This window comes from Leifsonia sp. PS1209, from assembly GCF_012317045.1.
In the GTDB taxonomy this organism is placed as follows: domain Bacteria; phylum Actinomycetota; class Actinomycetes; order Actinomycetales; family Microbacteriaceae; genus Leifsonia.
Window position 1 is genome coordinate 3,602,763 of sequence record NZ_CP051154.1, and the last position, 21,346, is coordinate 3,624,108.

The 21,346-nt window shown below is 71.1% G+C and carries 22 protein-coding genes; 8 read left to right on the forward strand and 14 right to left on the reverse strand.

Annotated features, from left to right (window positions below):
• Positions 1–130 precede the first annotated feature (130 nt).
• From HF024_RS17190 to HF024_RS17215, 6 genes are all read right to left on the reverse strand, one after another.
• Positions 131–1,474, reverse strand: a complete 1,344-nt coding sequence (locus HF024_RS17190; protein ID WP_168690395.1) for a Calx-beta domain-containing protein — start codon at positions 1,472–1,474, stop codon at positions 131–133.
• Positions 1,475–1,576: 102 nt separating this feature from the next.
• Positions 1,577–2,569 carry a glycosyltransferase gene (locus HF024_RS17195; RefSeq protein WP_168690396.1) on the reverse strand — a complete coding sequence of 331 codons (993 nt, stop codon included), beginning with the start codon at positions 2,567–2,569 and terminating at the stop codon, positions 1,577–1,579.
• Positions 2,570–2,610: 41 nt separating this feature from the next.
• Positions 2,611–3,732 carry a phosphoribosylformylglycinamidine cyclo-ligase gene (gene purM / locus HF024_RS17200; protein ID WP_168690397.1) on the reverse strand — a complete coding sequence of 374 codons (1,122 nt, stop codon included), beginning with the start codon at positions 3,730–3,732 and terminating at the stop codon, positions 2,611–2,613.
• Between the two features lie 27 nt (positions 3,733–3,759).
• The gene (gene purF / locus HF024_RS17205) at positions 3,760–5,334 is read right to left on the reverse strand and encodes an amidophosphoribosyltransferase (protein ID WP_085370901.1); all 1,575 of its coding nucleotides are present in this window, start codon (positions 5,332–5,334) and stop codon (positions 3,760–3,762) included.
• Positions 5,335–5,355: 21 nt separating this feature from the next.
• Positions 5,356–5,718 (reverse strand): hypothetical protein, encoded by a 363-nt coding sequence (locus tag HF024_RS17210; protein WP_247597174.1) that lies wholly within the window; start codon positions 5,716–5,718, stop codon positions 5,356–5,358.
• 50 nt (positions 5,719–5,768) lie between these two features.
• A complete protein-coding gene (locus HF024_RS17215) occupies positions 5,769–6,125 on the reverse strand; it encodes a sterol carrier family protein (protein WP_085370899.1) in 357 nt (118 codons plus the stop codon).
• A gap of 33 nt (positions 6,126–6,158) precedes the next feature.
• On the opposite strand from HF024_RS17215, the gene purD reads away from it, so the two are divergent.
• Positions 6,159–7,418 (forward strand): phosphoribosylamine--glycine ligase, encoded by a 1,260-nt coding sequence (purD, locus tag HF024_RS17220; RefSeq protein WP_168690398.1) that lies wholly within the window; start codon positions 6,159–6,161, stop codon positions 7,416–7,418.
• Positions 7,419–7,514: 96 nt separating this feature from the next.
• Here the strand turns inward: purD and HF024_RS17225 are convergent, their stop codons facing one another.
• Entirely contained in the window at positions 7,515–8,759 is a 1,245-nt protein-coding gene (locus HF024_RS17225) for an FAD-binding protein (protein ID WP_168690399.1), read from the reverse strand.
• A 214-nt stretch (positions 8,760–8,973) separates the two neighbouring features.
• Here HF024_RS17225 and HF024_RS17230 point away from each other — a divergent pair, with 214 nt between their 5' ends.
• The 3 genes from HF024_RS17230 to HF024_RS17240 are packed head-to-tail and all read left to right on the forward strand — an operon-like array spanning position 8,974 to position 10,753.
• Positions 8,974–9,402 carry a DUF6325 family protein gene (locus HF024_RS17230; protein ID WP_085370896.1) on the forward strand — a complete coding sequence of 143 codons (429 nt, stop codon included), beginning with the start codon at positions 8,974–8,976 and terminating at the stop codon, positions 9,400–9,402.
• Between the two features lie 8 nt (positions 9,403–9,410).
• A complete protein-coding gene (locus HF024_RS17235; protein WP_168690400.1) occupies positions 9,411–9,803 on the forward strand; it encodes an SHOCT domain-containing protein in 393 nt (130 codons plus the stop codon).
• 38 nt (positions 9,804–9,841) lie between these two features.
• Complete coding sequence (locus tag HF024_RS17240; protein WP_085370894.1) at positions 9,842–10,753, forward strand: phosphoribosylaminoimidazolesuccinocarboxamide synthase; 912 nt, start codon at positions 9,842–9,844, stop codon at positions 10,751–10,753.
• Positions 10,754–10,906: 153 nt separating this feature from the next.
• Here HF024_RS17240 and HF024_RS17245 read toward each other — a convergent pair whose 3' ends face one another.
• A complete protein-coding gene (locus HF024_RS17245) occupies positions 10,907–12,799 on the reverse strand; it encodes a heavy metal translocating P-type ATPase (RefSeq protein ID WP_168690401.1) in 1,893 nt (630 codons plus the stop codon).
• A gap of 97 nt (positions 12,800–12,896) precedes the next feature.
• Between HF024_RS17245 and HF024_RS17250 the strand changes: the two genes are divergently transcribed.
• On the forward strand, positions 12,897–13,592 hold the full coding sequence (locus tag HF024_RS17250; RefSeq protein ID WP_210723976.1) for an RraA family protein: 696 nt from the start codon (positions 12,897–12,899) through the stop codon (positions 13,590–13,592).
• Positions 13,593–13,604: 12 nt separating this feature from the next.
• Here the strand turns inward: HF024_RS17250 and HF024_RS17255 are convergent, their stop codons facing one another.
• Positions 13,605–14,165, reverse strand: coding sequence for a hypothetical protein (locus tag HF024_RS17255; protein ID WP_168690402.1), 561 nt, complete (start codon positions 14,163–14,165; stop codon positions 13,605–13,607).
• Between the two features lie 37 nt (positions 14,166–14,202).
• Between HF024_RS17255 and HF024_RS17260 the strand changes: the two genes are divergently transcribed.
• Positions 14,203–14,808: a TetR family transcriptional regulator C-terminal domain-containing protein gene (locus tag HF024_RS17260; protein WP_085370891.1), complete on the forward strand. Its 606-nt coding sequence runs from the start codon at positions 14,203–14,205 to the stop codon at positions 14,806–14,808.
• Positions 14,809–14,850: 42 nt separating this feature from the next.
• A complete protein-coding gene (locus HF024_RS17265; protein ID WP_085370890.1) occupies positions 14,851–15,723 on the forward strand; it encodes a VOC family protein in 873 nt (290 codons plus the stop codon).
• Positions 15,724–15,787: 64 nt separating this feature from the next.
• Here the strand turns inward: HF024_RS17265 and HF024_RS17270 are convergent, their stop codons facing one another.
• Both HF024_RS17270 and HF024_RS17275 read right to left on the reverse strand, forming a co-directional pair.
• Positions 15,788–17,464: a DHA2 family efflux MFS transporter permease subunit gene (locus HF024_RS17270; RefSeq protein WP_168690403.1), complete on the reverse strand. Its 1,677-nt coding sequence runs from the start codon at positions 17,462–17,464 to the stop codon at positions 15,788–15,790.
• 14 nt (positions 17,465–17,478) lie between these two features.
• Positions 17,479–18,060 carry a PadR family transcriptional regulator gene (locus tag HF024_RS17275; protein ID WP_168690404.1) on the reverse strand — a complete coding sequence of 194 codons (582 nt, stop codon included), beginning with the start codon at positions 18,058–18,060 and terminating at the stop codon, positions 17,479–17,481.
• Between the two features lie 111 nt (positions 18,061–18,171).
• Between HF024_RS17275 and HF024_RS17280 the strand changes: the two genes are divergently transcribed.
• Positions 18,172–18,996, forward strand: coding sequence for a FadR/GntR family transcriptional regulator (locus tag HF024_RS17280; RefSeq protein ID WP_247597175.1), 825 nt, complete (start codon positions 18,172–18,174; stop codon positions 18,994–18,996).
• Here the strand turns inward: HF024_RS17280 and HF024_RS17285 are convergent.
• The 3 genes from HF024_RS17285 to HF024_RS17295 are packed head-to-tail and all read right to left on the reverse strand — an operon-like array spanning position 18,981 to position 21,330.
• Positions 18,981–19,817, reverse strand: coding sequence for an amidohydrolase family protein (locus tag HF024_RS17285; RefSeq protein ID WP_247597176.1), 837 nt, complete (start codon positions 19,815–19,817; stop codon positions 18,981–18,983). The two genes, HF024_RS17280 and HF024_RS17285, sit on opposite strands and share 16 nt — an antisense overlap.
• Entirely contained in the window at positions 19,814–20,152 is a 339-nt protein-coding gene (locus HF024_RS17290) for an L-rhamnose mutarotase (RefSeq protein ID WP_168690405.1), read from the reverse strand. Before HF024_RS17290 ends, HF024_RS17285 begins: the two co-directional genes overlap by 4 nt.
• Positions 20,149–21,330 carry a mandelate racemase/muconate lactonizing enzyme family protein gene (locus HF024_RS17295; RefSeq protein ID WP_168690406.1) on the reverse strand — a complete coding sequence of 394 codons (1,182 nt, stop codon included), beginning with the start codon at positions 21,328–21,330 and terminating at the stop codon, positions 20,149–20,151. The genes HF024_RS17290 and HF024_RS17295 overlap by 4 nt, the downstream gene beginning before the upstream one ends.
• Positions 21,331–21,346: the final 16 nt, after the last annotated feature.

Genomic DNA, 21,346 nt, shown 5'->3' on the forward strand with positions numbered 1-21,346 from the left:
CGGATGTCAGGGATGCCGGGTGACATTTGTCATGGGCGTGCGGAGCGGGTGGGGTGGGGCTGGGTGCGGCGAGCGAGCGGGCTGCGAGATGAGCGCGGGGTGCGACGAGCGCGCGGGGTGCGTCCGCCGCTCACACCCGCGCTTCGCGCGAGCCGCCGAATCGCACCAGCCCGACTACGCCCAGGATGCCGCCCACCGTGAGCAGCGCTGCCCCGATCAGCATGGCCAGATCTTCGGCGTGGGCGACCGGGGACGGACTCGTCGGGTCGCCGGCGGGGAGGACGGAGTCGCCGCCGACGCCGCCGGAGCGCGATGCTCCGGTGACCGCGGCGCCGCCCGGGGTGGACGGGACCGCGGGCAGCGTGATGGTGGCGGAGGCCGCATCCACGGTGGTCGTCGCGCGCTGCAGCAGCACGAAGAAGGTGGATGCCGGTGCCCCGGGGGCGCGCGCCGCGAACCGGATCTCGATGGTGGCGCTCGTCTGGCCGTCGTGGAAGGCGAGAGTGCCGCGGGAGGCCGTGTACTCGGTCCCGGCGACAGCCGTTCCGTCGGCGGTGGCGTAGTCGACGGAGGCCGCCCCCGCACCGGATGCGCGGCTCACCGTGACCGTCGCCGTTCCGCCGTCCGCGGCGGGGGTGACGGAGGTGGCGGTGACACCGAGCGCGCCGGTGGCGGTCGTGACCGTGAGCGGCGACGTGCGGGTGGATGGACGGAGCTGTGAGCCGTCAACCGGGCGGTAGGCGGCGGTCACGGTGTGGTCGCCGGGCGGCGGAGCGGGAAGGTCGGCACGCGCCACGCCGTCTGCGCCGACGGCGGTGGTCACGGGCGCTGCGCCGTCGACGGCGAACTCGACGGTTCCGTCGGTGGGCGGCGCCAGGAACAGCCGACCGACCGCTGCGGACACGGTGATGGTCGCGCCGGACGCCGCGACGCGCGGGGCGGAGAGCGCCACGGTCGTGACGGTGGCGCAGGACGGGGCGCCGGCATCGATGGTGACAGTCGCGCCGCCGAGCTGCCAGGTGGCGGACGGGGTGCTGCGCGCATCCAGGGTCAGCGACCAGACGGCGTGGTGCTCGCCCGGCTCGAACGCAGTGGGCTGGCCGCGGTCGGCGCGGCCGGGCGCGAGGCCGTTGCTGCCCGCGGCCGCCACGACCCGCAGGGTGTCGTGCGCGGAGCTGCGGTAGCCGAGCAGGACGGTGCGCGAAGTGACCGTGCTGCCGAGCGGCGCATCCACGATGCAATCGACGAGCGGCGTGAGCGTGCCCGGCGGGACGGCGGAGGCGGGAGCCGGTGGCGACGACGGTGTGGATGTGGAGGACGGTGCGGACGTGGAGGAACCGACGGCAGGGGCGGAGGGCGTCGCCGCCTGCGCGGGAGCCGCCGCGGCCTGGGCCAGCAGCGCGCCGCCGCTCACGGCGACGACAAGTCCGGCAACGCCGAGCATCCTTCGGATACTGGAATACTTGGCGGCCACGACCGCAACTCTAGCCGGTGGGGGCCGACCGGCGCGTCTACCACAACGGGTGACATCGCGAGATGCCACCAACTGTCGCGAAACGCCCGGGATGCGCCGCAGTTACTGGTATCTCGCCCTCAGCGCGCGCAGCGAGTTGCCAGCGTGGGCCAGGCGGCCGTCGGAGTACCGGACCCCGCCGCGCAGCCGCAGCCCCACCGCGATCCACGCGCAGACGCCGCGTTCCAGCAGCCAGAGCGGCGCCCACAGGGCGCTCGTCGCCGGGAACGCGCGCCGGGTCCGCCTGCCTCCGTGCCGCACCCCGTCCCCGCGCCGCCGCCCGGCCTCCGCCGCCGCGACCGCGACCGCCCCCAGGGCGGGCAGCCAGCGCGGCGCGCGCACCGCCAACACGAGCACCACCGGCAGGATCAGCAGCTCGGCCGCCAGGCGTCCCGGCTGCGCGAAGCTGTCGTACGCCTGCCGCACCCGCTGCCGCAGGAAGTGCGCGGCAGACGGAGGGCGTCGCGCCACCAGGCAGTCGTCCGCCGCGAGATGCGTCCCACCCGCTGCCCGCACCGTCCGGATGAGCTCCAGGTTCTCGAACAGCACGTCGCCGTCGTATCCCTCTTCCGGCAGCGCCGACCGGCGCAGGGCGAGCGTGCCGGGGTAGTCGTGCGCCAGCGCCCGGTTGAGCAGGATGCGCGCCGTATCCCACCTGGCGTGCCAGGGCAGCGGCGCGAAGAAGTTCTGCGGCGTGACCACGTCGGCGACGCCGAGCAGGTCCACGACGGTCGCGAGGGCGGACGCGTCGTAGCGCACGTCGTCGTCGCCGAGGACGATCCGCTCGTGCCGGGATGCGCGGACCCCGGTCATCACGCCGGCCACCTTGCCGTTGCGTCCGGGCCGCGGCTCGACGGGGAGGTGCCTGACCGCCGCAGGGAACGCCGACGCGTGCCGGGCGAACGCGGCGGGCGCAGAGCCGTCGACCACCGTCACGTCGATCAGTGCGGACAGCACCTGCAGATACGCGGCGAGCTCGGACAGCGCGCCATCCGCGTCAGCGTCGTCATCGTCGTCGTCCCAGCGCAGCGGCAGCACGTATTCGGCGTCGATCATGCCGTGAAACGTACGCGCGCGGGGTGCCGCCTGCTAGCCGATCAGTTCGCGTAGCTCCCGACGAGACGCACAGCGCCGCCGTCGACGCCCTTCGCGCCCTGCTCGAACCCGGTGAGGTCGCGCGTCGAGGTCGACACCGTCCCGACGCTCCAGGCCGGGATGCCGTCCTGCTCGATCGCCGCGATGACCCGGTCGGCGGCCGGAGCGGCGACGACGGCGAACATCCCGATGCCGAGGTTCCAGGTGCCTTCGCTCGACTCCAGGCTGCTGCCGGCGAGGTCGCTCAGGATGTGGAACACAGGGCTCGGCGACCAGCTCGCGCGGTCCACCTCCACCCACGATCCGACCGGAAGCACGCGCGCGAGGTTCGCGGCGATGCCTCCGCCGGTCACGTGGCTCAGCGAGTGGATGGCGCCGGCGAGCGACGGCTCGCTCAGCACCCGCAGGAGAGGCGTGGTGTAGAGCCTGGTCGGCTCGAGCAGGGCCTCGCCGACGGTGCCGCCGAACGCATCCGAGTGGTCGGTGAAGCCGATGCTGTTCTTCGCCAGGATGTGGCGCACGAGTGAGAAGCCGTTGGAGTGCAGGCCGGAGGACGCGAGCGCGATCACCACGTCGCCGTCCTGCACCAGCTCGGCGCCGAGCACGGCGTTCGCCTCGACGGCGCCGACCGCGGCGCCCGCCACGTCGTAGTCGTCCGGGCCAAGGAGTCCGGGGTGCTCCGCGGTCTCCCCGCCGACCAGGGCGGTGCCCGTCTCCTCACAGGCGCGCGCGATGCCGGCGACGATGTCGGCGATGCGCGACGGCACCACCTTTCCGCAGGCGATGTAGTCCGTCATGAACAGCGGCTTCGCACCCACCACGACGATGTCGTCGACGACCATGCCGACCAGATCCTGACCGATGGTGTCGTGCTTGTCGATGGCCTGCGCGATGGCGACCTTCGTGCCGACGCCGTCGGTGGAGGTGGCGAGCAGCGGGCGGTCGAACAGCTTGAGGAATGACACGTCGAACAGCCCGGCGAACCCGCCGACCCCGCCCAGGACGTTCGGACCGTGCGTGCGGGACACCGCCGACTTCATCAGCTCGACGGCGAGGTCGCCGGCGGCTGTGTCGACGCCGGCCTCGGCGTAGGAGGCGGACGTGGATGCGGGCTGTTCGGTCACGGGGTCAATCGTACTGGGACCGGGCTGCTATTCCTTGCGCCCCGGATCTCCGTACGAGGGCAGCAGCACGCTCTCGAACTCGGCGTCCGGACCGGGATCGCAGCCATCGGCCGCCGCACCCTCGCCCTCGCCGCGCGGAGCCTCCGGGCGTTCGAGCAGGTTCTTGCCGAGGTGGTGCGCATCCGGGAGCTCGATCGGGTACACGCCGGTGAAGCAGGCGGTGCAGAGACGTTCGCGCGGCTGCTCGGTGGAGGCGATCATGCCGTCCTCCGACAGGTAGCCGAGGCTGTCGGCCCCGATCGACTGGCGCACCTCGTCGACGCCCAGGCCCGTGGCGATGAGCTCTGCCCGGGAGGCGAAGTCGATGCCGTAGAAGCACGGCCAGGTGATGGGCGGGCTGGAGATGCGGACGTGCACCTCCGCCGCTCCGGCCTCGCGCAGCATCGAGACGAGCGCGCGCTGGGTGTTCCCGCGCACGATCGAGTCGTCGACGACCACCAGGCGCTTGCCCTTGATGACCTCTTTCAGCGGGTTCAGCTTGAGCTTGATGCCGCGCTGGCGGATGGTCTGCGACGGCTGGATGAACGTGCGGCCGACGTACGAGTTCTTCACAAGTCCCTGGCCGAACGGGATGCCGGACGCCTGCGCGTAGCCGATCGCCGCCGGGGTTCCGGACTCGGGGGTCGGGATCACGAGGTCGGCTTCGACCGCGTGCTCGCGGGCCAGCTGGCGGCCCATCTCGACGCGCGCCTCGTGCACGCCGCGGCCGGCGATGGTCGTGTCAGGACGGGCCAGGTAGACGTATTCGAACACGCAGCCCGCGCGCTTCTCCTCGGCGAAGCGCTGGCTGCGGAGGCCGTTCTCGTCGATGGCGATCAGCTCGCCGGGCTCGACCTCGCGCACGAAGCTCGCGCCGACGATGTCGAGCGCAGCGGTCTCCGAGGCGACGACCCAGCCGCGCTCCAGGCGCCCGAGCACCAGCGGGCGGACGCCCTGCGGGTCACGCGCCGCGTACAGGGTGTGCTCGTCCATGTAGACGAGGCAGTATGCGCCGCGCAGCCGCGGAAGGACCTCGAGCGACGTGGCTTCGAGGGTGTGGTCGAGGTCGCCGGTGAGCAGCGCGGTGACCACGGCGGTGTCCGTCGTGTTGCCCCTGGACAGCTCGCCGTCGTGCTCCGGGTACCGGTCGTGGACGAGCTGCATCAGCTCGGCCGTGTTGGTCAGGTTGCCGTTGTGGCCGAGGGCGACCGTCCCGCTCGACGTGCGTCCGAGCGTCGGCTGCGCGTTCTGCCAGCTGGACGCGCCGGTGGTCGAATACCGCGTGTGCCCGACGGCGATGTGGCCGGTCAGCGAGTTCAGCGCGTTCTCGTTGAACACCTGCGAGACGAGACCCATGTCTTTGTAGATGAGGATCTTCGAGCCGTCGCTGGTCGCGATGCCCGCGGACTCCTGCCCGCGGTGCTGCAGGGCGTAGAGACCGAAGTAGCTGAGTTTGGCGACTTCCTCGCCAGGGGCCCAGACACCGAAGACACCGCAGGCATCCTGCGGACCCTTCTCGCCGGGAAGTAGATCGTGACTGAGAAGACCGTCGCCTCCGGACAAACCGGAACCCCCTTCAGGGAATTAGCTCTCGATGGATGAGCGGGTGTCAGGTGCGTCGCCATCCTCTGGCTGCTCGCCCTGGGTGGTGCGCACGTCGATTCTATCCGCCTGGACGGTGCGCGCCCGACGGTTCGTCGCACGGTCGAGGATCAGGGCGACGACCGCCCCGATCGTGACCCCGACGGCCACGCCGACCGCCAGCAGGAAGCCGAAGACGCTGCCGCGGTCGTACGTGGGGTTCGCCGGGAACGCGAACGTGAGGATGAGCGCGACGATCGCGAACAGGATCGCCCCGGCCAGCATGAACCGGAAGTAGCGCGGCGACCGCCGCACGAGCACCGAGCTCTCGGTGACCGTGGCCTGCTCGTCGTTCTCCTGACTCATGCATCCATTCTCCCTCACGTTGTCTGGGAGCTCGGACGGGATGGGCTGCGTCAGAACCGCAGCGGCAGCAGCCCGTCGAGGGATGCGCGCTGACCGGACGCGTGCACGGCACCGGATGCGACGGCGTCGGCCCACGGGGTCGCTCCGCTGGCGAGCGCGAGCCAGGTCGGCGCATCCATCTCCACCACGTTGGGCGGGGTGCCCCTGGTGTGCCGGGGGCCCGGGATGCACTGGGTGGCGCCGAACGGCGGCACCCGCACCTCGACGGTGTTGCCCGGTGCGCGCTCGGCGAGCAGTTGCAGGAGGTAGCGCACGGCCATCGCCGTGGTGTTGCGGTCCGCTCCGCCCGCCAGCGCTGCACGCACGGCGGGACCGCCCTCCGCATCCTGGATCTTCGCTCTGGCCATCCCCTTATCCTCGCAGCCTCTACCATTGGTCGCGTGAAGATTCTGGTCCTGGGTTCCGGTGCACGCGAGCACGCCATCGTCACGTCGTTGCTGAGCGAGGAGGCCGATCACCGGATCGTCGTCGCTCCCGGCAACGCGGGGATCGCAGCGGAAGCCGCCGTCGAGCCCGGGCTCGACCCTCTCGACGGCGAGGCGGTCACCGAGTACGCGATCGAGAACGGCATCGAGCTCGTGGTGATCGGTCCGGAGGCCCCCCTCGTCGCCGGTGTCGCCGACCCGCTGCGCACCCGCGGCATCCCGGTGTTCGGCCCGGGCAAGGTCGCGGCGCAGCTCGAAGGGTCGAAGACGTTCGCCAAGCGGATCATGGACGCGGCCGGGGTTCCGACGGGACGCGCGGTGCGCGCATCCACGTTGGCGGAGGCGGAGAGCGCGCTGGACACGTTCGGCGCTCCGTACGTGGTGAAGGCGGACGGCCTGGCGGCGGGCAAGGGTGTGCTGGTCACCTCCGACCGCGAGGCGGCCGTCGCCCACGCGACCCACTGGCTCGGCCACGGCGGTGTGCTGATCGAGGAGTTCCTCGACGGCCAGGAGGTGTCCCTCTTCCTGGTGAGCGACGGACACAACGTGCTGCCGCTGTCGCCCGCGCAGGACTACAAGCGGCTGCTCGACGGCGACGGCGGACCGAACACGGGCGGGATGGGCGCGTACTCGCCGCTGCCGTGGCTGCCGGAGAACTTCGTCGACGAGGTCATCGACACGGTCGCCCTGCCGACCGTGCGCCAGCTGGCGAAAGAGCAGACGCCGTTCATCGGCCTGCTCTACTGCGGGCTCATCATGACGAGCCTCGGCATCCGGGTGATCGAGTTCAACGCGCGCTTCGGTGACCCGGAGACGCAGGTGGTGCTTCCCCGGCTCGTGACGCCGCTGTCGTCGCTGCTGTTCGCCGCGGCGACCGGCGCGCTGGCCGGAGTGCCGCGTCCGGAGTTCGCGCTCGACACCGCCGTGACCGTGGTGCTCGCCAGCGAGGGATACCCGGAGGCGCCGCAGACCGGCCGGCCGATCACCGGGCTGGATGAGGCGGCGCGCGTCCCCGAGGTGACCATCGCGCACGCCGCGACGGCCCGCGACGAGGAGACGGGCGCGCTGCTCGCGACCGGCGGGCGCGTGCTCAGCGTCGTCGCCCGCGGCACCACGTTCGCCGAGGCCCGCGCCCGGGCGTACGAGGCGGTCGCGCTCATCGAGCTTCCCGGCTCGCACTTCCGCACCGACATCGCCGCCCGCGTCGCCGACTGACCGCGCCCACTCCATTCCCAAATAATCGAGTCCGAAGTTGTTCACGGTTCGACACGGCGTGTCGCGTGAATAACTTCGGACTCGATTGTTTTGGGGTCAGCCGAGGAGGCGCGTGACGAAGGCGTTGCGGAAGGTGCCAGCGGGGTCGAAGGAGGCGGCGAGGTCGCGGAACGCGTCGAGGCGCGGGTAGAGGCCGGGGACGACGCCGTCGACGTCGAGGTAGAGCTTTCCCCAGTGCGGGCGCGCGCCCAGCGGCAGCAGGGCGGCTTCGAGCGCCGGCAGGATCGCCTCGACGCCCTCCTGATCGCGCAGCCAGGTGAAGTGCAGACCGACCGCATCCGTGCCGGACGCGCTCGACAGCCACAGGTCGTCGGCCGCGACCGTGCGGATCTCGCTGATCTGCAGCAGGGGCGCGATGAGCGGACCCAGCTCGCGCACGGCGGCGATCGCGGCGACGGCGTTGGCGCGCGGCACCAGGTACTCCGACTGGATCTCCGCACCGTTCGACGGCGTGAACTCGAACCGGAAGTGCGGCAGCCGCTCGCTCCACGGACCGAAGACGCCGAGCTGCTCGGTGGTGTTGCGCACATCCATCGTCGCGATCATGTGGCGGGCCTCGGTGAGCGCCGTCGCTCCGAAGAAGTCGTCGCCGATCTCGGTCCGATCGTCCGCGCGCTCCTTGAGCCAGGCGAGGCTGACCGCGTCTTCCGCCCAGTCGGTGAAGAGGGAGACGCTGTACGCGGCCGAGGTGACCTCGTCGAACCGGTCGAGCACCGCATCCCACGGCAGTCCGCCGAACAGCCGCTGCCGCACGTCGAACGTCGGCCGGATGTCGATGGTCACCTCCGTGACGACGCCCAGGGCGCCGAGCGAGACCACGGCGCCGTCGAATCCGGGGTCGCCTCGACGCAGCTCGACCAGTTCGCCGTCCGCCCGCAGGATCCGCAGGCCGCTGACGCCGGTGGCCAGGTTGCCGTTCCTGTCGCCCGAGCCGTGCGTCGCGGTCGCGATGGCTCCTGCGACGGAGATGTGCGGGAGGGAGGCGAGGTTGTGCAGCGCCCATCCGGCGTTCTGCAGTTCGCGGGCGAGGTCGCCGTAGCGCACGCCGCCGCCGACCGTGACCGTGGAGGCCGCGTCGTCGATCCGGATCGCGGACGGAAGGGCCGCCGTGCTCACGAGCAGGCGGTCGTCGTCGGCGAGGTCGTTGAAGGAGTGGCGGCTGCCGAGTGCGCGCACCGATTCGGCGCCGAGCACCAGTTCGCGCAGTTCGTCCAGAGAACGTGGATGCGCGATGCGCTCCGCCCTGTACGTGTAGTTTCCTGCCCAGTTCTGTTCGGTCACCGTGGTCCTTCCTCGCACCGTCTCGTGTACAGCGTTGCCCAGTCTGACACCGATGCGAACGTCGCTTCTGCGAAATATGCCGCTAACCGAGAAGAAAAGTTTCCAATCCGGGGCGCACTACCCGCCTTCCGCGGAAAAGCCATCATTGTGCCGCTCTCACCCCCGCGAGTAGCGTGACGCCTGTCGGGATGATCCGGCACGGAGGGAGTACAACGTGACCGAGTTCGAGTACGGCCCCGCTGAGTTCATCGTGGCGCAGTTCGACGGGGATCGGCCGTCGCCCGGCGTCGTGCAGGCCATCGTCGACCTGATCGGTTCCGGAAGCGTCCGCATCCTCGACCTCGTCTTCGTCTCGCGCTCGCTGAGCGGCGAGGTCGACATCGTCGAGTTCGAGGACGTCGGCGACGAGTACGGCCTCACCGAGATCACGCTCGAAGCGAGCGGGATCGCGGGCACCGAGGATGTCGACGACATCGCCGACCTGATCGAGCCGGGCACCTCCGGCGCGATCCTGGTCATCGAGCACACCTGGGCGAAAGACCTCGCCAGCAAGTTCTTCGCCGCGGGCGGCAGCGTCGTCCACGCCGAGCGCATCCCCGCTCCCGTGGTCAACGCCGTTCTCACCGAAGCGTCGGAAGAGTAGGAGACATCATGCCATTACGTCGAGTAGGCCGTCCGGGACTCCTCGGGCTGGCCGCGCGTACCGCCGTCGTCGCAGGCACGGCCACCGCCGTCAGCGGCGGGATGCAGCGCCGCCAGCAGGACAAGGCGATGGAGGAGCAGCAGGCCGCCGACTACCAGGCCCAGCAGCAGCAGGCGCAGATGGATGCGGCAGCCCAGCAGGCCGTCGCGCAACAGCAGGCTCAGCAGCAGGCCCAGTGGCAGGCGCAGCAGCAGGCGGCGCCCGCCGCACCAGCCGCGCCCGCCGGCGGTGGCGCCGGCGGCGACCTGATGGCGCAGCTGCAGCAGCTCGCAGCACTGCACGCGCAGGGCATCCTGTCGGACGACGAGTTCTCGGCGGCGAAGGCCAAGCTGCTGAGCTGACCGAGCGCGGGATTGCGGCCAGCCCGTACGATGGACGCGTGACATCCTCCGCCTCCCTCGCCGACTGGTCGCACGTCTACTCCGGCAAGGTCCGCGACCTCTACGTCCCCGCCGGGCGCTCCGGCCTCGACGACACGGACGCGGTCCTCGTCGTCGCGAGCGACAGGGTCAGCGCGTTCGACCACGTGCTCGAGCCGGGCATCCCCGGCAAGGGCGAGTTGCTGACCACGCTCAGCCTGTGGTGGTTCGACCAGCTGACCGAGGTGCCGAACCACCTGATCCCGGACCATGTCCTCGACGGCGAGAAGGCGATCGAGCGCATCCCGGCCGAAGTCGTCGGGCGGGCGATGCTGGTGAAGCCGCTCGACATGTTCCCGGTGGAGTGCGTCGTGCGCGGCTATCTCACCGGCAGCGGCTGGCTGGAGTACCAGCAGACCCAGAGCGTGTGCGGTGTGCCACTGCCCGCCGGCCTGACCGACGGCGACCGCCTGCCCGAGCCGATCTACACCCCGGCCTGGAAAGCCCCGCTCGGCGAGCACGACGAGAACATCAGCTTCGAGCGCACGGTCGAGCTGGTCGGCGCCGAGGTCGCGGAGGAGCTGCGGAGGCTCTCCCTCCTCATCTACACGGGCGCGTCCGAGATCGCCGAGAAGCGCGGCGTGATCATCGCCGACACCAAATTCGAGTTCGGCGCAGACCGCGACACCGGCGAGATCACGCTCGCCGACGAGGTGCTCACCAGCGATTCCAGCCGGTACTGGGATGCGGTGGCCTACGCCTCCGGCACCACCCCGCGCGAGCGCATGGCCAGCTTCGACAAGCAGATCGTGCGCGACTGGCTCAGCGCCAACTGGGACAAGACGGGAACGCCGCCCGAGCTGCCCGCCGACATCGTCGAGCGCACGGCCGCCCGCTACCGCGAGCTCCTCGAGCGGCTGACGCGGGCGTAGCCGCCGCGCGCCTCGCGACGAGATGCCAGTATCTGTCGCGCATCCCGGGCGTTTCGCGACAGTTAGTGGCATCTCGCCGTGGGGTGGGTGTGGCGCGGGCGCAGCCCAGGGCCGCCCAGGACAAGGGCCGGGGCCGGGGCCGGGGCCGGGGCATCAGCGCGCGGCGCGGACGGGGCGCGGGTCGGCGAGGGAGGCCGTGGCGGGAGCCGCGCGCGCGTCCAGCCGGCCGCCGATCGCGCGGAGCGCGGCGAGGATGGTGGCCAGGTCGACCACCTCCTGGATGAGCGCGCCCGCCGTCGCCGGGATGAACCCGAACGCCGCGATCAGCATCAGCACCACGGAGACCGCGATGCCGAGCCAGATGCTCTGCAGCGCGATCCTGACCGTGTCCTTCCCGAACTGCACCGCGCGGGCGACGCCGGAGATGTCGTCCACCAGGATCACGGCGTCCGCCGACTCGCTCGCCGCTGTCGCCCCCTTCGCGCCCATCGCGACGCCCACGTCCGCCGCCGCCAGCACCGGGGCGTCGTTCACGCCGTCTCCGACCATGATCACCGGGCGCTCCGCGATGGCGGCCACCTCCGCGACCTTGTCGGCGGGCAGGCACTCGGCGCGCACCCGGGTGACGCCGAGCTCCGCGGCGATGTGCGACGCCGTCTCCTGCGCGTCGCCCGTCAGGATCATCGTGCGGGTGACGCCCAGCTCGGCGAGCCGGGCGATCGTCGCCTTCGCGTTCGCGCGCAGCCGGTCGCGGGCGAGGATCGCGCCGGCGTATCGGCCGTCGATCGCCACGTACACGGCCAGTTCGCCCGGCGCGATCTCCGTGCGGCGCGCATCCGGGGCGTGGGCGGCGACGAACGCGAACTTGCCCACCACCACCTCCCTGCCCTGGATGCTGGCGACGACCCCGTTGGTGGCCGCCTCCTCCGCCGACTCCGCCTCGTGCAGCGACAGCCCCCTCTCCCTGGCGGCGTCGATCATCGCCGCGGCCAGGACGTGGGACGAGTACTGCTCGGCGCTCGCCACCGCCCCGAGCACCTCGGCGGAGGTGAACGGCGCCTCGACCCTGACCTCGGTGAGCGCGGGCGTCCCGTAGGTGAGCGTGCCCGTCTTGTCGAACACCGCCGTCCGGGCCCGCGACAGCGACTCCAGCACTCCGCCGCTCTTGACGATGATGCCGTTGCGCGCCGCCCTGCTCATCCCGCCGATGAACGCGACAGGAGCGGCGATCAGCAGCGGGCACGGCGTGGCGAGTACGAGCACCTCGGCGAACCGCACCGGATCGCCGCTGACCGCCCAGGCGATGGCGCCGAGCGCCAGAGAGAACACGGTGAACGGCACGGCGTAGCGGTCGGCCAGCCGCACGACCGGCGCCTTGCTCTCGGCCGCCTGCGCCACGAGCGCGACGATCTGCTGGTACTGGCTGGCCGATGCGGTCTCCGTCGCGCGCAGCTCGACCGCCGCATTCCCGTTGACCACGCCGCTGAGGATGGTGTCGCCCTCGTGCTTCTCGACCGGGATGCTCTCCCCCGTGATCGACGACTCGTCCACCGTGGTCTCCGCCGAGAGCAGCACGCCGTCCACCGGCACGATCTCGGACGGACGCACGAGCAGCACGTCGCCAGCACGCACCTCGTCGATGTGCACGTCCTCGTACCCACCGCCCTGGGCAGCGCGGTGGGTGAGCTGCGGTGCCCTGGTGAGCAGCGCATCCAGTTCTCGCTTGGCCCGCTGGTTGGCGTAGTCCTCCAGGGCGTCGCCGCCGGTGAGCATGAGCACCACGACCAGGGCAGCGACGTACTCGCCGACGAGCACCGTGGACACAATGGCGGTCACGGCCAGGATGTCGAGGCCGAACTCGCGCCGCAGCATCGCGCGGACCATCCCCACCGCCTGCCACGCGGCGATCACGAGCGCGTACGCGCTGAACAGCCACTGCACGATCCAGCCGGCGCCGGTCGCGGCGAGCACGATCCCGATCACGCCGATGACGACGGTGAGCGTGACCACCCAGTAGCGCCGGGCGAGACCGATGACGCGGGACATGCGGCCAGTCTTGCCCACGATCCGCCGCCGCGCCAGGGCCGGTGGTCGCACGCGTCCATGCCGCTGCCCGCATACGGACGGGACTAGGTTCTGACGCATGGACATGGACGAACTCAGCGAGCCGCTCCCCACCGCCGCCGTCGCGGACGCCGCCGTGCGGCTCGGAATCCGGGTCTCCGCCGCACCGGCCGCCCTGCTCCCGCTGCTCCCCGGCACGGCGTTCGCAGGACCGGCGGCCCCCGTCACGCACCTCGGCAGCGTGGATGTGCTGCTCGAGGCCATCGACGACGCCCCGCCCGGCGCGGTGCTCGTGGTCGACAACGGCGGCCGCCACGACGAGGCCTGCGTCGGCGACCTCATGCTCCTCGAAGCCCGGGAGGCCGGGATGCGCGGAGCGGTCATCTGGGGACGCCACCGCGACACCGCGCAACTTCGCGAGATCGGGCTGCCGGTGTTCAGCCTCGGTGCGTACCCCTTCGGACCGCGGCGGGTGCCGCCCGCCGGCCGGGCGATGCGGAGCGCGTACCTCGACGGCGTGCCCGTCGGTGCAGGCGACTGGATCGTCGCGGACGACGACGGCGTGCTGGTGGTGGGGCAGGACCGGCGCGAGGAGCTCGTGGCGACGGCGGTGCGCATCCAGTCGGTGGAGGGCGAGCAGTCGCAGCGGATGCGCGCAGGGGCGTCGCTGCGCGATCAGCTGGACTTCGCCGAGTACCGCCGCAGGCAGGCCGCCGACCCGGAATTGACGCTGCGGCGCCACCTGCAGGAGACCGGCGGCGCAATCGAGACCTGACGTCCGCCTGCGTTAGCGCGCAGGCTGGCCCGTGCGCTTCTGCCCGTCCGAGCCCGGCCAGATGGTGTAGCTGATCGGCCAGATCGCGGCGATGCCGAGGATCAGCGTCAGCGTGCCCAGCCAGGCGCTGAGCGCGGCGGTGCGGGCCTCGTCGCCGACCACCAGGATCGCGGCGAGCAGCAGGGCGCAGGCGATCGCCCAGGCGATGACGGTCTGACCGAACACCTTCCACTCGTGCAGCACGCGCCGCCGCCCGCCTTTCGGGATGCGCTCCGGCGCCGGGGCGCCGTCGTAGCGGTGGGCGAACCGCGCATCCATGCGGCTGATGATGCCGTGCCCGAAGGCCACGGAGAAGCCGAGGTACGCGGCGGCGAGCCCGTGCGCCCACTCGGCTGTCGCGCCGCCGGCGAGGTCGGCGACGGTCGCGGCGAGCAGCACCAGGTCGGCGACGGGCACGAGCACCAGGAGCACGGAGCCGAGGCGGCGACGGCGCAGGGCGTAGCGGGCGAGCAGGCCGCCGAGCAGGAAGACCCAGAACAGGATCTCGCAGGCGATGATGACGAAGACGAGCATGGGTCCATGTCTAGCACATTTGTACTAGAGTGGGGTCATGCGGACCACAGAGACCCCGGACGAACGCCGCCGCGACATCGGTGAGGCCGTCTGGCGCATCATCCGGCGCGACGGCATCAACGCCGTGAGCACGCGCACCGTCGCCGCGGAGGCCGGGATGGCCCTCGGCTCGCTGCGGCACTACTTCCCGCGGCAGCCGGACGCCGTCGCCTTCGCCATGCGACTCGTCATCGAGCGGGCCACCGGCCGCATCCAGAGCATCATCGCGGACGCGGGTGACGCCGGACCGGACGGGCTCGCCCTGTTGGAGCAGTTCCTGCCGCTCGACGACGACCGCAGGGAGGAGATGGAGGTCTGGCTGGTCTTCGCGGGGGCGGCCATCGCCGACGACGAGCTCGCGCCGGTGAAGCGCGAGTCCGACGCCGCGATGCTCGACCTCATCCGGCAGGTGGTGGCGGCGAGCGCTCCGGACGATGTTCCCGCCGCGCGCATCCAGCGGGAGGCCGACCGGATGCGGGCGCTGATCGACGGCCTGGCCGCCCACCTCGTCGGGAGACACCCGGCACTGACGCCGGAGTCGGCGCGCTCGATCCTGGCCGAGGACTACCGGCGACTGTGGGAGCGACCGAGCCCCGGGGAGTGAAGTTCTGAAATATATTCAGGCCCGCCAGCGTTGTAGAACGCCATGACCGACCTCCTTCCCGCCGACTCCGCGATGGGCGCGGTGACGCTCCGCGTCGCCGACCTCGACGCCATGACCACCTACTACCGCGACGCCGTAACCCTGAGCGTGCTCGCACAGGAGGGCGGCAGGACGATCCTGGGACGCGGCAGCACCCCCGTCGTGATCCTGGAGCACGCCCCCGAACTGCGCCACGCAGGGCCACGCGACGCCGGGCTGTTCCACACGGCCATCCTGTTCGACACGGAGGAGACGCTCGCCGCCGCGGTGTACTCGGTCGCCCGCCGCGCGCCAGGCACGTTCACCGGCAGCGCCGACCACCTCGTCAGCAAGGCCTTCTACTTCACCGACCCGGAGGGCAACGGCGTCGAGCTGTACTGGGACCGCGACCGCAGCCAGTGGAGCTGGACCCACGGCCAGGTCGAGATGGCGACCCTCTACCTCGACCCCAACGGCTTCCTCGGCGAGCACCTCACCGAGCGTGCTGCGACTCTGGCCGACGCGGCAGGAGACGAGCGCATCGGCGACGCGGTCGTCGGCCACGTGCACCTCTCGGTCGGGGATGTGGCCTCCGCTCGCGCGTTCTACGTCGACCGCCTCGGCTTCGAGGCGACGGCGACGCTGGGCGACCAGGCGCTGTTCGTCAGCGCGGGCGGCTACCACCACCACATGGCCATGAACACCTGGAACAGCAGGGGCGCCGGCCCCCGACGCCTGGCACTCGGACTCGGCGAGGTCGAGATCCACGTGCCCACGGCCGACGACCTCGGCGAACTCACCGAGCGGATGCGGCACTACGGCGTGCAGACCCGCGACGACGGGCGCTCCGTGGCGTTCGACGACCCGTGGGCCAACGCCGTGCGCGTCGTCGCCTGACCCGTTAACGGCGCAACCGCCCGTCCCGGCGTGGGGCGAGCGGCTGCGGGATGCGCGGTCGGCGTCAGTCGACGACGGGCGCTGCGTGCGCTCCGTGCGGCGGTTCCTCGCCGGAGGCGAGGCCGGTCGCAGGAGGGACGTCCGCGGCGTGCGAGCCGTGCTGGACGGCATCCACCGGCACCGGAGCGGCGTGCGAGCCGTGCGATGCAGCGCCGACAGGAGCAGGAGCCTCGGCGGGCGCACCGGCAGCAGCAGCGGCTCCCGGGCCCCACGCCGGCGGCTTGGGCCGCTCCCACCACACGACGATGAGCGCACCGAGGAACGCGACGATCGCCGGCAGAAGCAGCGCCTCCGACATGGCCTGGGTGAACCCGGCGTGCAGGAAGGTCGGAAGCTCGGTTCCCGCACCAGCCTCGGTCGGCGCTCCGCCCGGCGCCTTGGGCAGGTCGACGGCGAGACGGCTCGAGATGAGGGCGGCGATGGATGCGCTGCCCAGCACCGCGCCGATCTGACGGGTCGTGTTGTACACGCCGGAACCGGCGCCGGCCTGGTTCATCGGCAGGTTGCGGGTGACGGTCGTGGAGATCGGACCCCAGACGCCCGACATCGCGATGCCGAGCGTGGCGCTCGGTGCGAGCAGCCACCAGATCGACACATCCGGTGTCAGCAGGCGCGAGTACCAGAACAGCGACAGCGCGAACAGCACGAGTCCGGTGGTGGCGAAGTAGCGCGGATTGATCCGGTCGATCAGCTTGCCGACGAACGGCGCGAGCACACCGGAGAAGACCGCCATCGGGGCGAGCATCAGAGCCGACTGGGTCGGGGTCAGACCGCGGACCGTCTGGAAGTAGAACACGAGAGGCAGCGCCATGCAGGTCACCGCGAAGCCGACGGTGGTGATCGCGGCGTTCGAGAGCGAGAAGTTGCGGTCGCGGAACAGCTTCAGCGGCAGCAGCGGCTCCTTCTTGTTGAACGCCTGCCAGACGACGAACGCGATCAGCACGACGATGCCCGAGATGATCAGGCCCCACACCGTGATCGGGCCGGTGATGGTGCCCCAGTCGTACGTGCCGCCCTCCTGGATGCCGAACACCAGCAGGAACATGCCGACGCCACTCAGGACGACGCCGAGGATGTCGAAGCTGTGCGAGTGCGTCGGCAGCTTCGGCACGAGCCGGGCCGCCAGGATGAACGCGACGACGCCCACGGGCACGTTGATGAAGAAGATCCACTCCCAGCCGAGGCCGTCGACGAGCACGCCGCCGAGCAGCGGGCCGATCAGGGTGGCGACGCCGGCGACGGCGCCCCACAGCCCCATCGCAGCACCGCGGCGGTCCGGCGGGAAGATGCGGGTGATGACGGCCATCGTCTGCGGCGTCATCAGCGCGGCGCCGAGACCCTGCACGACCCTCGCCGTGATGAGCATCCCGATGCCGCCGCCCGGCATGACACCGGAGAAGCCGCACCAGGCGGAGGCGAGCGTGAAGATCACGAGGCCGATGAGGTAGAGGTTCTTCGGGCCGAAGCGGTCACCGAGACGACCGGTGATGAGCAGAGGGACGGCGTACGCGAGGAGGTAGGCGCTGGTCACCCAGATGACCGCGTTGTAGTCGGTGCCGAGGTCGAGGCCCTTCATGATCGCCGGGTTGGCGACCGACACGATGGTCGTGTCGATGAGGATCATGAAGAACCCGATGACCAGGGCCCACAGTGCGGGCCACGGCTTCAGTTCTTTTTCCATGGAAAGTGTTCCTGTCAGTGATGCTTCTCCTCGGACCAGGACAGTTCGCCCGATACGAGGTCGTCGATGAGGGATTCCAGCCAGGTCGCTTCGACCTCGCTGATGGCCCTGCTGTACTGCACGTTGATCCAGTACTTGCGCGGCAGCCGCTTGGCCTCCAGGTCGGCGATCCCCGCATCCATCGCCGCCAGGTCGGCGCGGATGAGCGCGACCCTGTTGCGTAGGAGCTGGATGACGGACTCGACGGGAAGGTTGTGCGACTCGCCCAGGGCGAGCGGGAACTCCGGGTATTCGTTGATGGGTGTCGCGAGGATTTCCGCGACCCGTTCGGTGAGCACGAGATAGCCGCTCTCGGTGATCTCATACGTGGTGCGCTCCGGCCTGTTGCCTTCGCGCTCTGTTCCGATCGCACGCACCAGCCCCTGCCCGGCGAGCCGGTCGACGGTGTGATACAGCGACCCGGGCCGCACCTTGACCACGCGTTCCTCCGAGCGCTGCACCAGGGTCTGGTACATCTCGTACGGATGCATCGGTCGCTCGACGAGCAGCGCGAGGGCTGCGACGCCGAGCGGCGTGAGCGTGGTGGTGGGGGGCATGTGTGGTGGGATCCTTGGTATTCCTGGCTGATTATTCCTTGAGGAATATACGGCGTGGACTAAGGCAATGTCAACCCCCGCCGGCCGAACAGGCGGGCTAAGGTCATACGTATGGCGCTTGACTCACATTCGGCGGCCCGCCTCATCCCGCAGCGGCTCCCCGCCGCCCGGCTCGGCGTGGCCGTGGTCGCCGAGCTGGTCGAGCTGATCGTCACCGGACAGCTCAACGAGGGCGACCTCCTGCCGCCCGAGGGACCGCTCAGCGAGCACTTCGGCGTGAGCCGCACGGTGCTGCGCGAGTCGGTCAAGCGGCTGGAGGAGAAGGGCCTCGTGATCGTCTCCCAGGGGCGGGGCACGCAGGTGCTCGCTCCCGGGTACTGGAACATGCTGGATCCCGTGGTGCTGTCCGCGCTGATCGACAACGACGAGAGCGTCGGCGTGCTGGACGAGCTGACCGTGGTGCGGGCGAGCCTGGAATCCGCGATGGCCGGCGCCGTCGCGGAGACGCACACCTCCGAGGAGCTGCGCCGGCTGAACAACGCGCTCACGGCGATGCGCGAGAGCGAGTCCGAGACGGACTCGTTCCGTCAGGCCGACGTGGTCTTCCACTACGCGCTGATGGAGATCTCGGGGAACCGGCTGGCGGAGAACATCGCCAAGCACCTCTACAAGCGCGCCGTCGAGTCCAGCCGCTACCAGGGCATCAACCCCCCGGATGCTGTGGCGCTGACCCTGGATGAGCACGCGGCCATCGTCGAGGCGATCGAGCGCAAAGACGTCCAGGGAGCGCAGAAGGCGATGCACGACCACATCCACATCTCGTGGGAGCGCCGCCGCCTTCCCGACCACGCACCGCGCAGCAGGGCGAGCCAGAAGGGGCAGCCGGGCAAAGGGCAGCCGGGCCAGAAGGCGCAGCGCGCTCAGGCGAGCGAGTAGGCCTCCCGCGCCGTCCCACCGAACACGCGGTCGCGCTCTGCGGCGGAGAGACCGTCGAGCAGTGTCTCCACCGCGGCGATCCACGCCGGGGCTCCCCCGCCGAGCTCGGCGAGCGGCCAGTCGGAGCCGTACATCAGCCGGGAAGGGCCGAAGGCGTCGAGCGCGACGTCGACCACCGGAGCGAGGTCGCGCGCCGTCCAGGATCCTGCCGCGAGCCCGGAGCTGAGCCCGGACAGCTTCGCCGTCACGTTCGGACGCCGGGCCAGTTCGCGCAGCCCGGCCGCCCACTCGCCGAGGTCGCCTCCCGGAGCAGGAGGGCCGCCGAGGTGATCGAGCACGAACCGCATCCCGTCGTGGCGGTCGGCCAGCCGGGCCGCCTGGCCCAGCTGCCAGTCGCGCACCACGAGGTCGAAGCTCAGCCGCTCGGCTTCGAGGGCCGCCATCCCCCGGCCGACCTCCTCGCGCGACAGCCACTCCGGGTCCGGGTCGATGTGCGCGAGGTGCCTGATCCCGACTACTGGGGTTGCACCGCCCATCCGGATGCGGTCGAGCTGCCCCCGAATGTCGCCCGCCAGGTCCACCCAGGCGACGAGTCCCGCGATGACGGGCGAGGCGAGCCGTGCAAGCCGGACGCTCTCGTCCAGGCTGTTGCTCGCCTGCACGACGATCGCGCTCCGCACCCCCGTGCTCGCGAGCATGGCGGTCAGCTCGTCCGCACCGAAGTCGCGGTCGATGGCCTGCATCGTCTGCGGGTCGATCCAGTCCTGCGGGTCGGTCGTGCGGTCCCACAGGTGCACGTGCGCGTCGATGCGACCGCTCACGCGAGGTGCCAGATCTCGTCGATGGGCTGCCACAGCGCGCCCTCGGCGCGCTCCTCCGCGATCCTCACCTGGCACGGGTCGGTGTGCGTCCACCACTCCTGCAAGACGGGATCGGCGGCGATGCGCTCCATATCGGCGTCGTGGTCGTCTCCGACGTACTCGTAGTACGCGAAGAGCGTGTCTCCGAAGAGGAAGATGCTGTAGTTGCGGATGCCGCACTCCGTCATCTTCGCCTCGACGCCCGGCCAGACGGCGCGGTGCAGTTCGAGATACTCCTCGCGCTTCTCCGGCCGGACCCCGACCACGAGCGCCCTGCGCTCCGGCGTGGCGCTCACGAGACCGGCCTCAGCGGGTTCACCGGCACGTCGATCACGTCCGGCTCGGCGACGAGCCGCAGCGCCGCGCGTTCGGGCCGGATGTGCGGACCGGACGCCGACGAGAGGACAGGGCTCGGAACGGAGGACGTCAGCAACGCCTCGTCGACGATGATCCCGATGCCCGGCCGGTCGCCCAGCACGATCCCGCCGTCGTCGAACTCCTGATCGACGTCCAGGCCGACCGGGAAGTGCAGATCCTGCACCTCGTGCGTCAGCAGGTTCGGGATGGCCGCGGCGGCGTGCGCGGCCGGGTTCGCGTTGTACGCGACAGGGCTCACCGGCAGGTCCCGTCCGTGCGCCAGCGTCGCGACGCGGAGCAGGTGGGTAATGCCCCACACGTTGCCCACCTGCACGATGTCGACGGCGTTCGCGTCGAGCAGCGGCCGGTACTGTTCCAGCCCGGTGAGGTTCTCCCCGCTGGCGATCGCCGCGCGGACCTTGCCGCGGAGCGCCGCCATCCCGGCCGCGTCCCAGCGCCGCAGCGGCTCCTCCACCCAGGTGAGGTCCATCCGCTCCTCGATCGCCGACAGGAACCGCGCGGCCTGCGCGTGGTTCCACGACTCGTTCACGTCGAACATGATGGCCGGCCTGCGGGAGTTGCGGCTGAGCGTGTCCCGCAGGATCTCCAGGCGGGGCAGGTCGCGGTCGAGGTCACGGCCGCCCTTGAGCTTGCCTGCCTTGAAGCCGCGGTCGGCGAACTGCTCGTAGAGAGCGGCGACCTCCTCGTCGGACAGGCCGTACTCCAGGCCGGAGGCGTAGCCGGGCACGAATCGCTCGCGCGCGCCGAGCATCCGCCAGAGCGGTTCGTCCGCCGCTTTCGCCTTGAGGTCCCAGAGGGCCATGTCGATGGCGCCGATCGTGCCGAAGGTCGAGCCCGAGTGACCGGCTTTGAACACCCAGTCGAGCATCCGGTCGTAGAGGGCGACCACCGAGCGAGGGTCCTCTCCCTCCACGGCGGGGAACACGCGCGCGATGTCGCTGTGCGCCCCGAGGCCGACGCCCTCGATACCGGCGTCCGTTTCGATGATGAGGACGGGGACGGGTGTGGTGTTCCCGCTCTGCACGCCGTTGACGTCGCCGGTGACCCTCCCCCAGTCGTGGACGGTGGAGAGGCTGCGATATCCGGTGATCTTCATCGGTGGTACTCCTTGA

What these genes read in the sequence shown, in the direction of transcription:
- HF024_RS17250 (WP_210723976.1), top strand. Translation starts at nt 12,897, where the DNA reads ATGGACATGGACGAACTCAGCGAGCCGCTCCCCACCGCCGCCGTCGCG.
- HF024_RS17280 (WP_247597175.1), top strand. Translation starts at nt 18,172, where the DNA reads ATGGCGCTTGACTCACATTCGGCGGCCCGCCTCATCCCGCAGCGGCTC.
- HF024_RS17275 (WP_168690404.1), bottom strand. Translation starts at nt 18,060, where the DNA reads ATGCCCCCCACCACCACGCTCACGCCGCTCGGCGTCGCAGCCCTCGCG.
- HF024_RS17215 (WP_085370899.1), bottom strand. Translation starts at nt 6,125, where the DNA reads ATGGCCAGAGCGAAGATCCAGGATGCGGAGGGCGGTCCCGCCGTGCGT.
- HF024_RS17235 (WP_168690400.1), top strand. Translation starts at nt 9,411, where the DNA reads ATGCCATTACGTCGAGTAGGCCGTCCGGGACTCCTCGGGCTGGCCGCG.
- HF024_RS17195 (WP_168690396.1), bottom strand. Translation starts at nt 2,569, where the DNA reads ATGATCGACGCCGAATACGTGCTGCCGCTGCGCTGGGACGACGACGAT.
- HF024_RS17265 (WP_085370890.1), top strand. Translation starts at nt 14,851, where the DNA reads ATGACCGACCTCCTTCCCGCCGACTCCGCGATGGGCGCGGTGACGCTC.
- HF024_RS17255 (WP_168690402.1), bottom strand. Translation starts at nt 14,165, where the DNA reads ATGCTCGTCTTCGTCATCATCGCCTGCGAGATCCTGTTCTGGGTCTTC.
- HF024_RS17260 (WP_085370891.1), top strand. Translation starts at nt 14,203, where the DNA reads ATGCGGACCACAGAGACCCCGGACGAACGCCGCCGCGACATCGGTGAG.
- HF024_RS17270 (WP_168690403.1), bottom strand. Translation starts at nt 17,464, where the DNA reads ATGGAAAAAGAACTGAAGCCGTGGCCCGCACTGTGGGCCCTGGTCATC.
- HF024_RS17245 (WP_168690401.1), bottom strand. Translation starts at nt 12,799, where the DNA reads ATGTCCCGCGTCATCGGTCTCGCCCGGCGCTACTGGGTGGTCACGCTC.
- HF024_RS17295 (WP_168690406.1), bottom strand. Translation starts at nt 21,330, where the DNA reads ATGAAGATCACCGGATATCGCAGCCTCTCCACCGTCCACGACTGGGGG.
- HF024_RS17210 (WP_247597174.1), bottom strand. Translation starts at nt 5,718, where the DNA reads ATGAGTCAGGAGAACGACGAGCAGGCCACGGTCACCGAGAGCTCGGTG.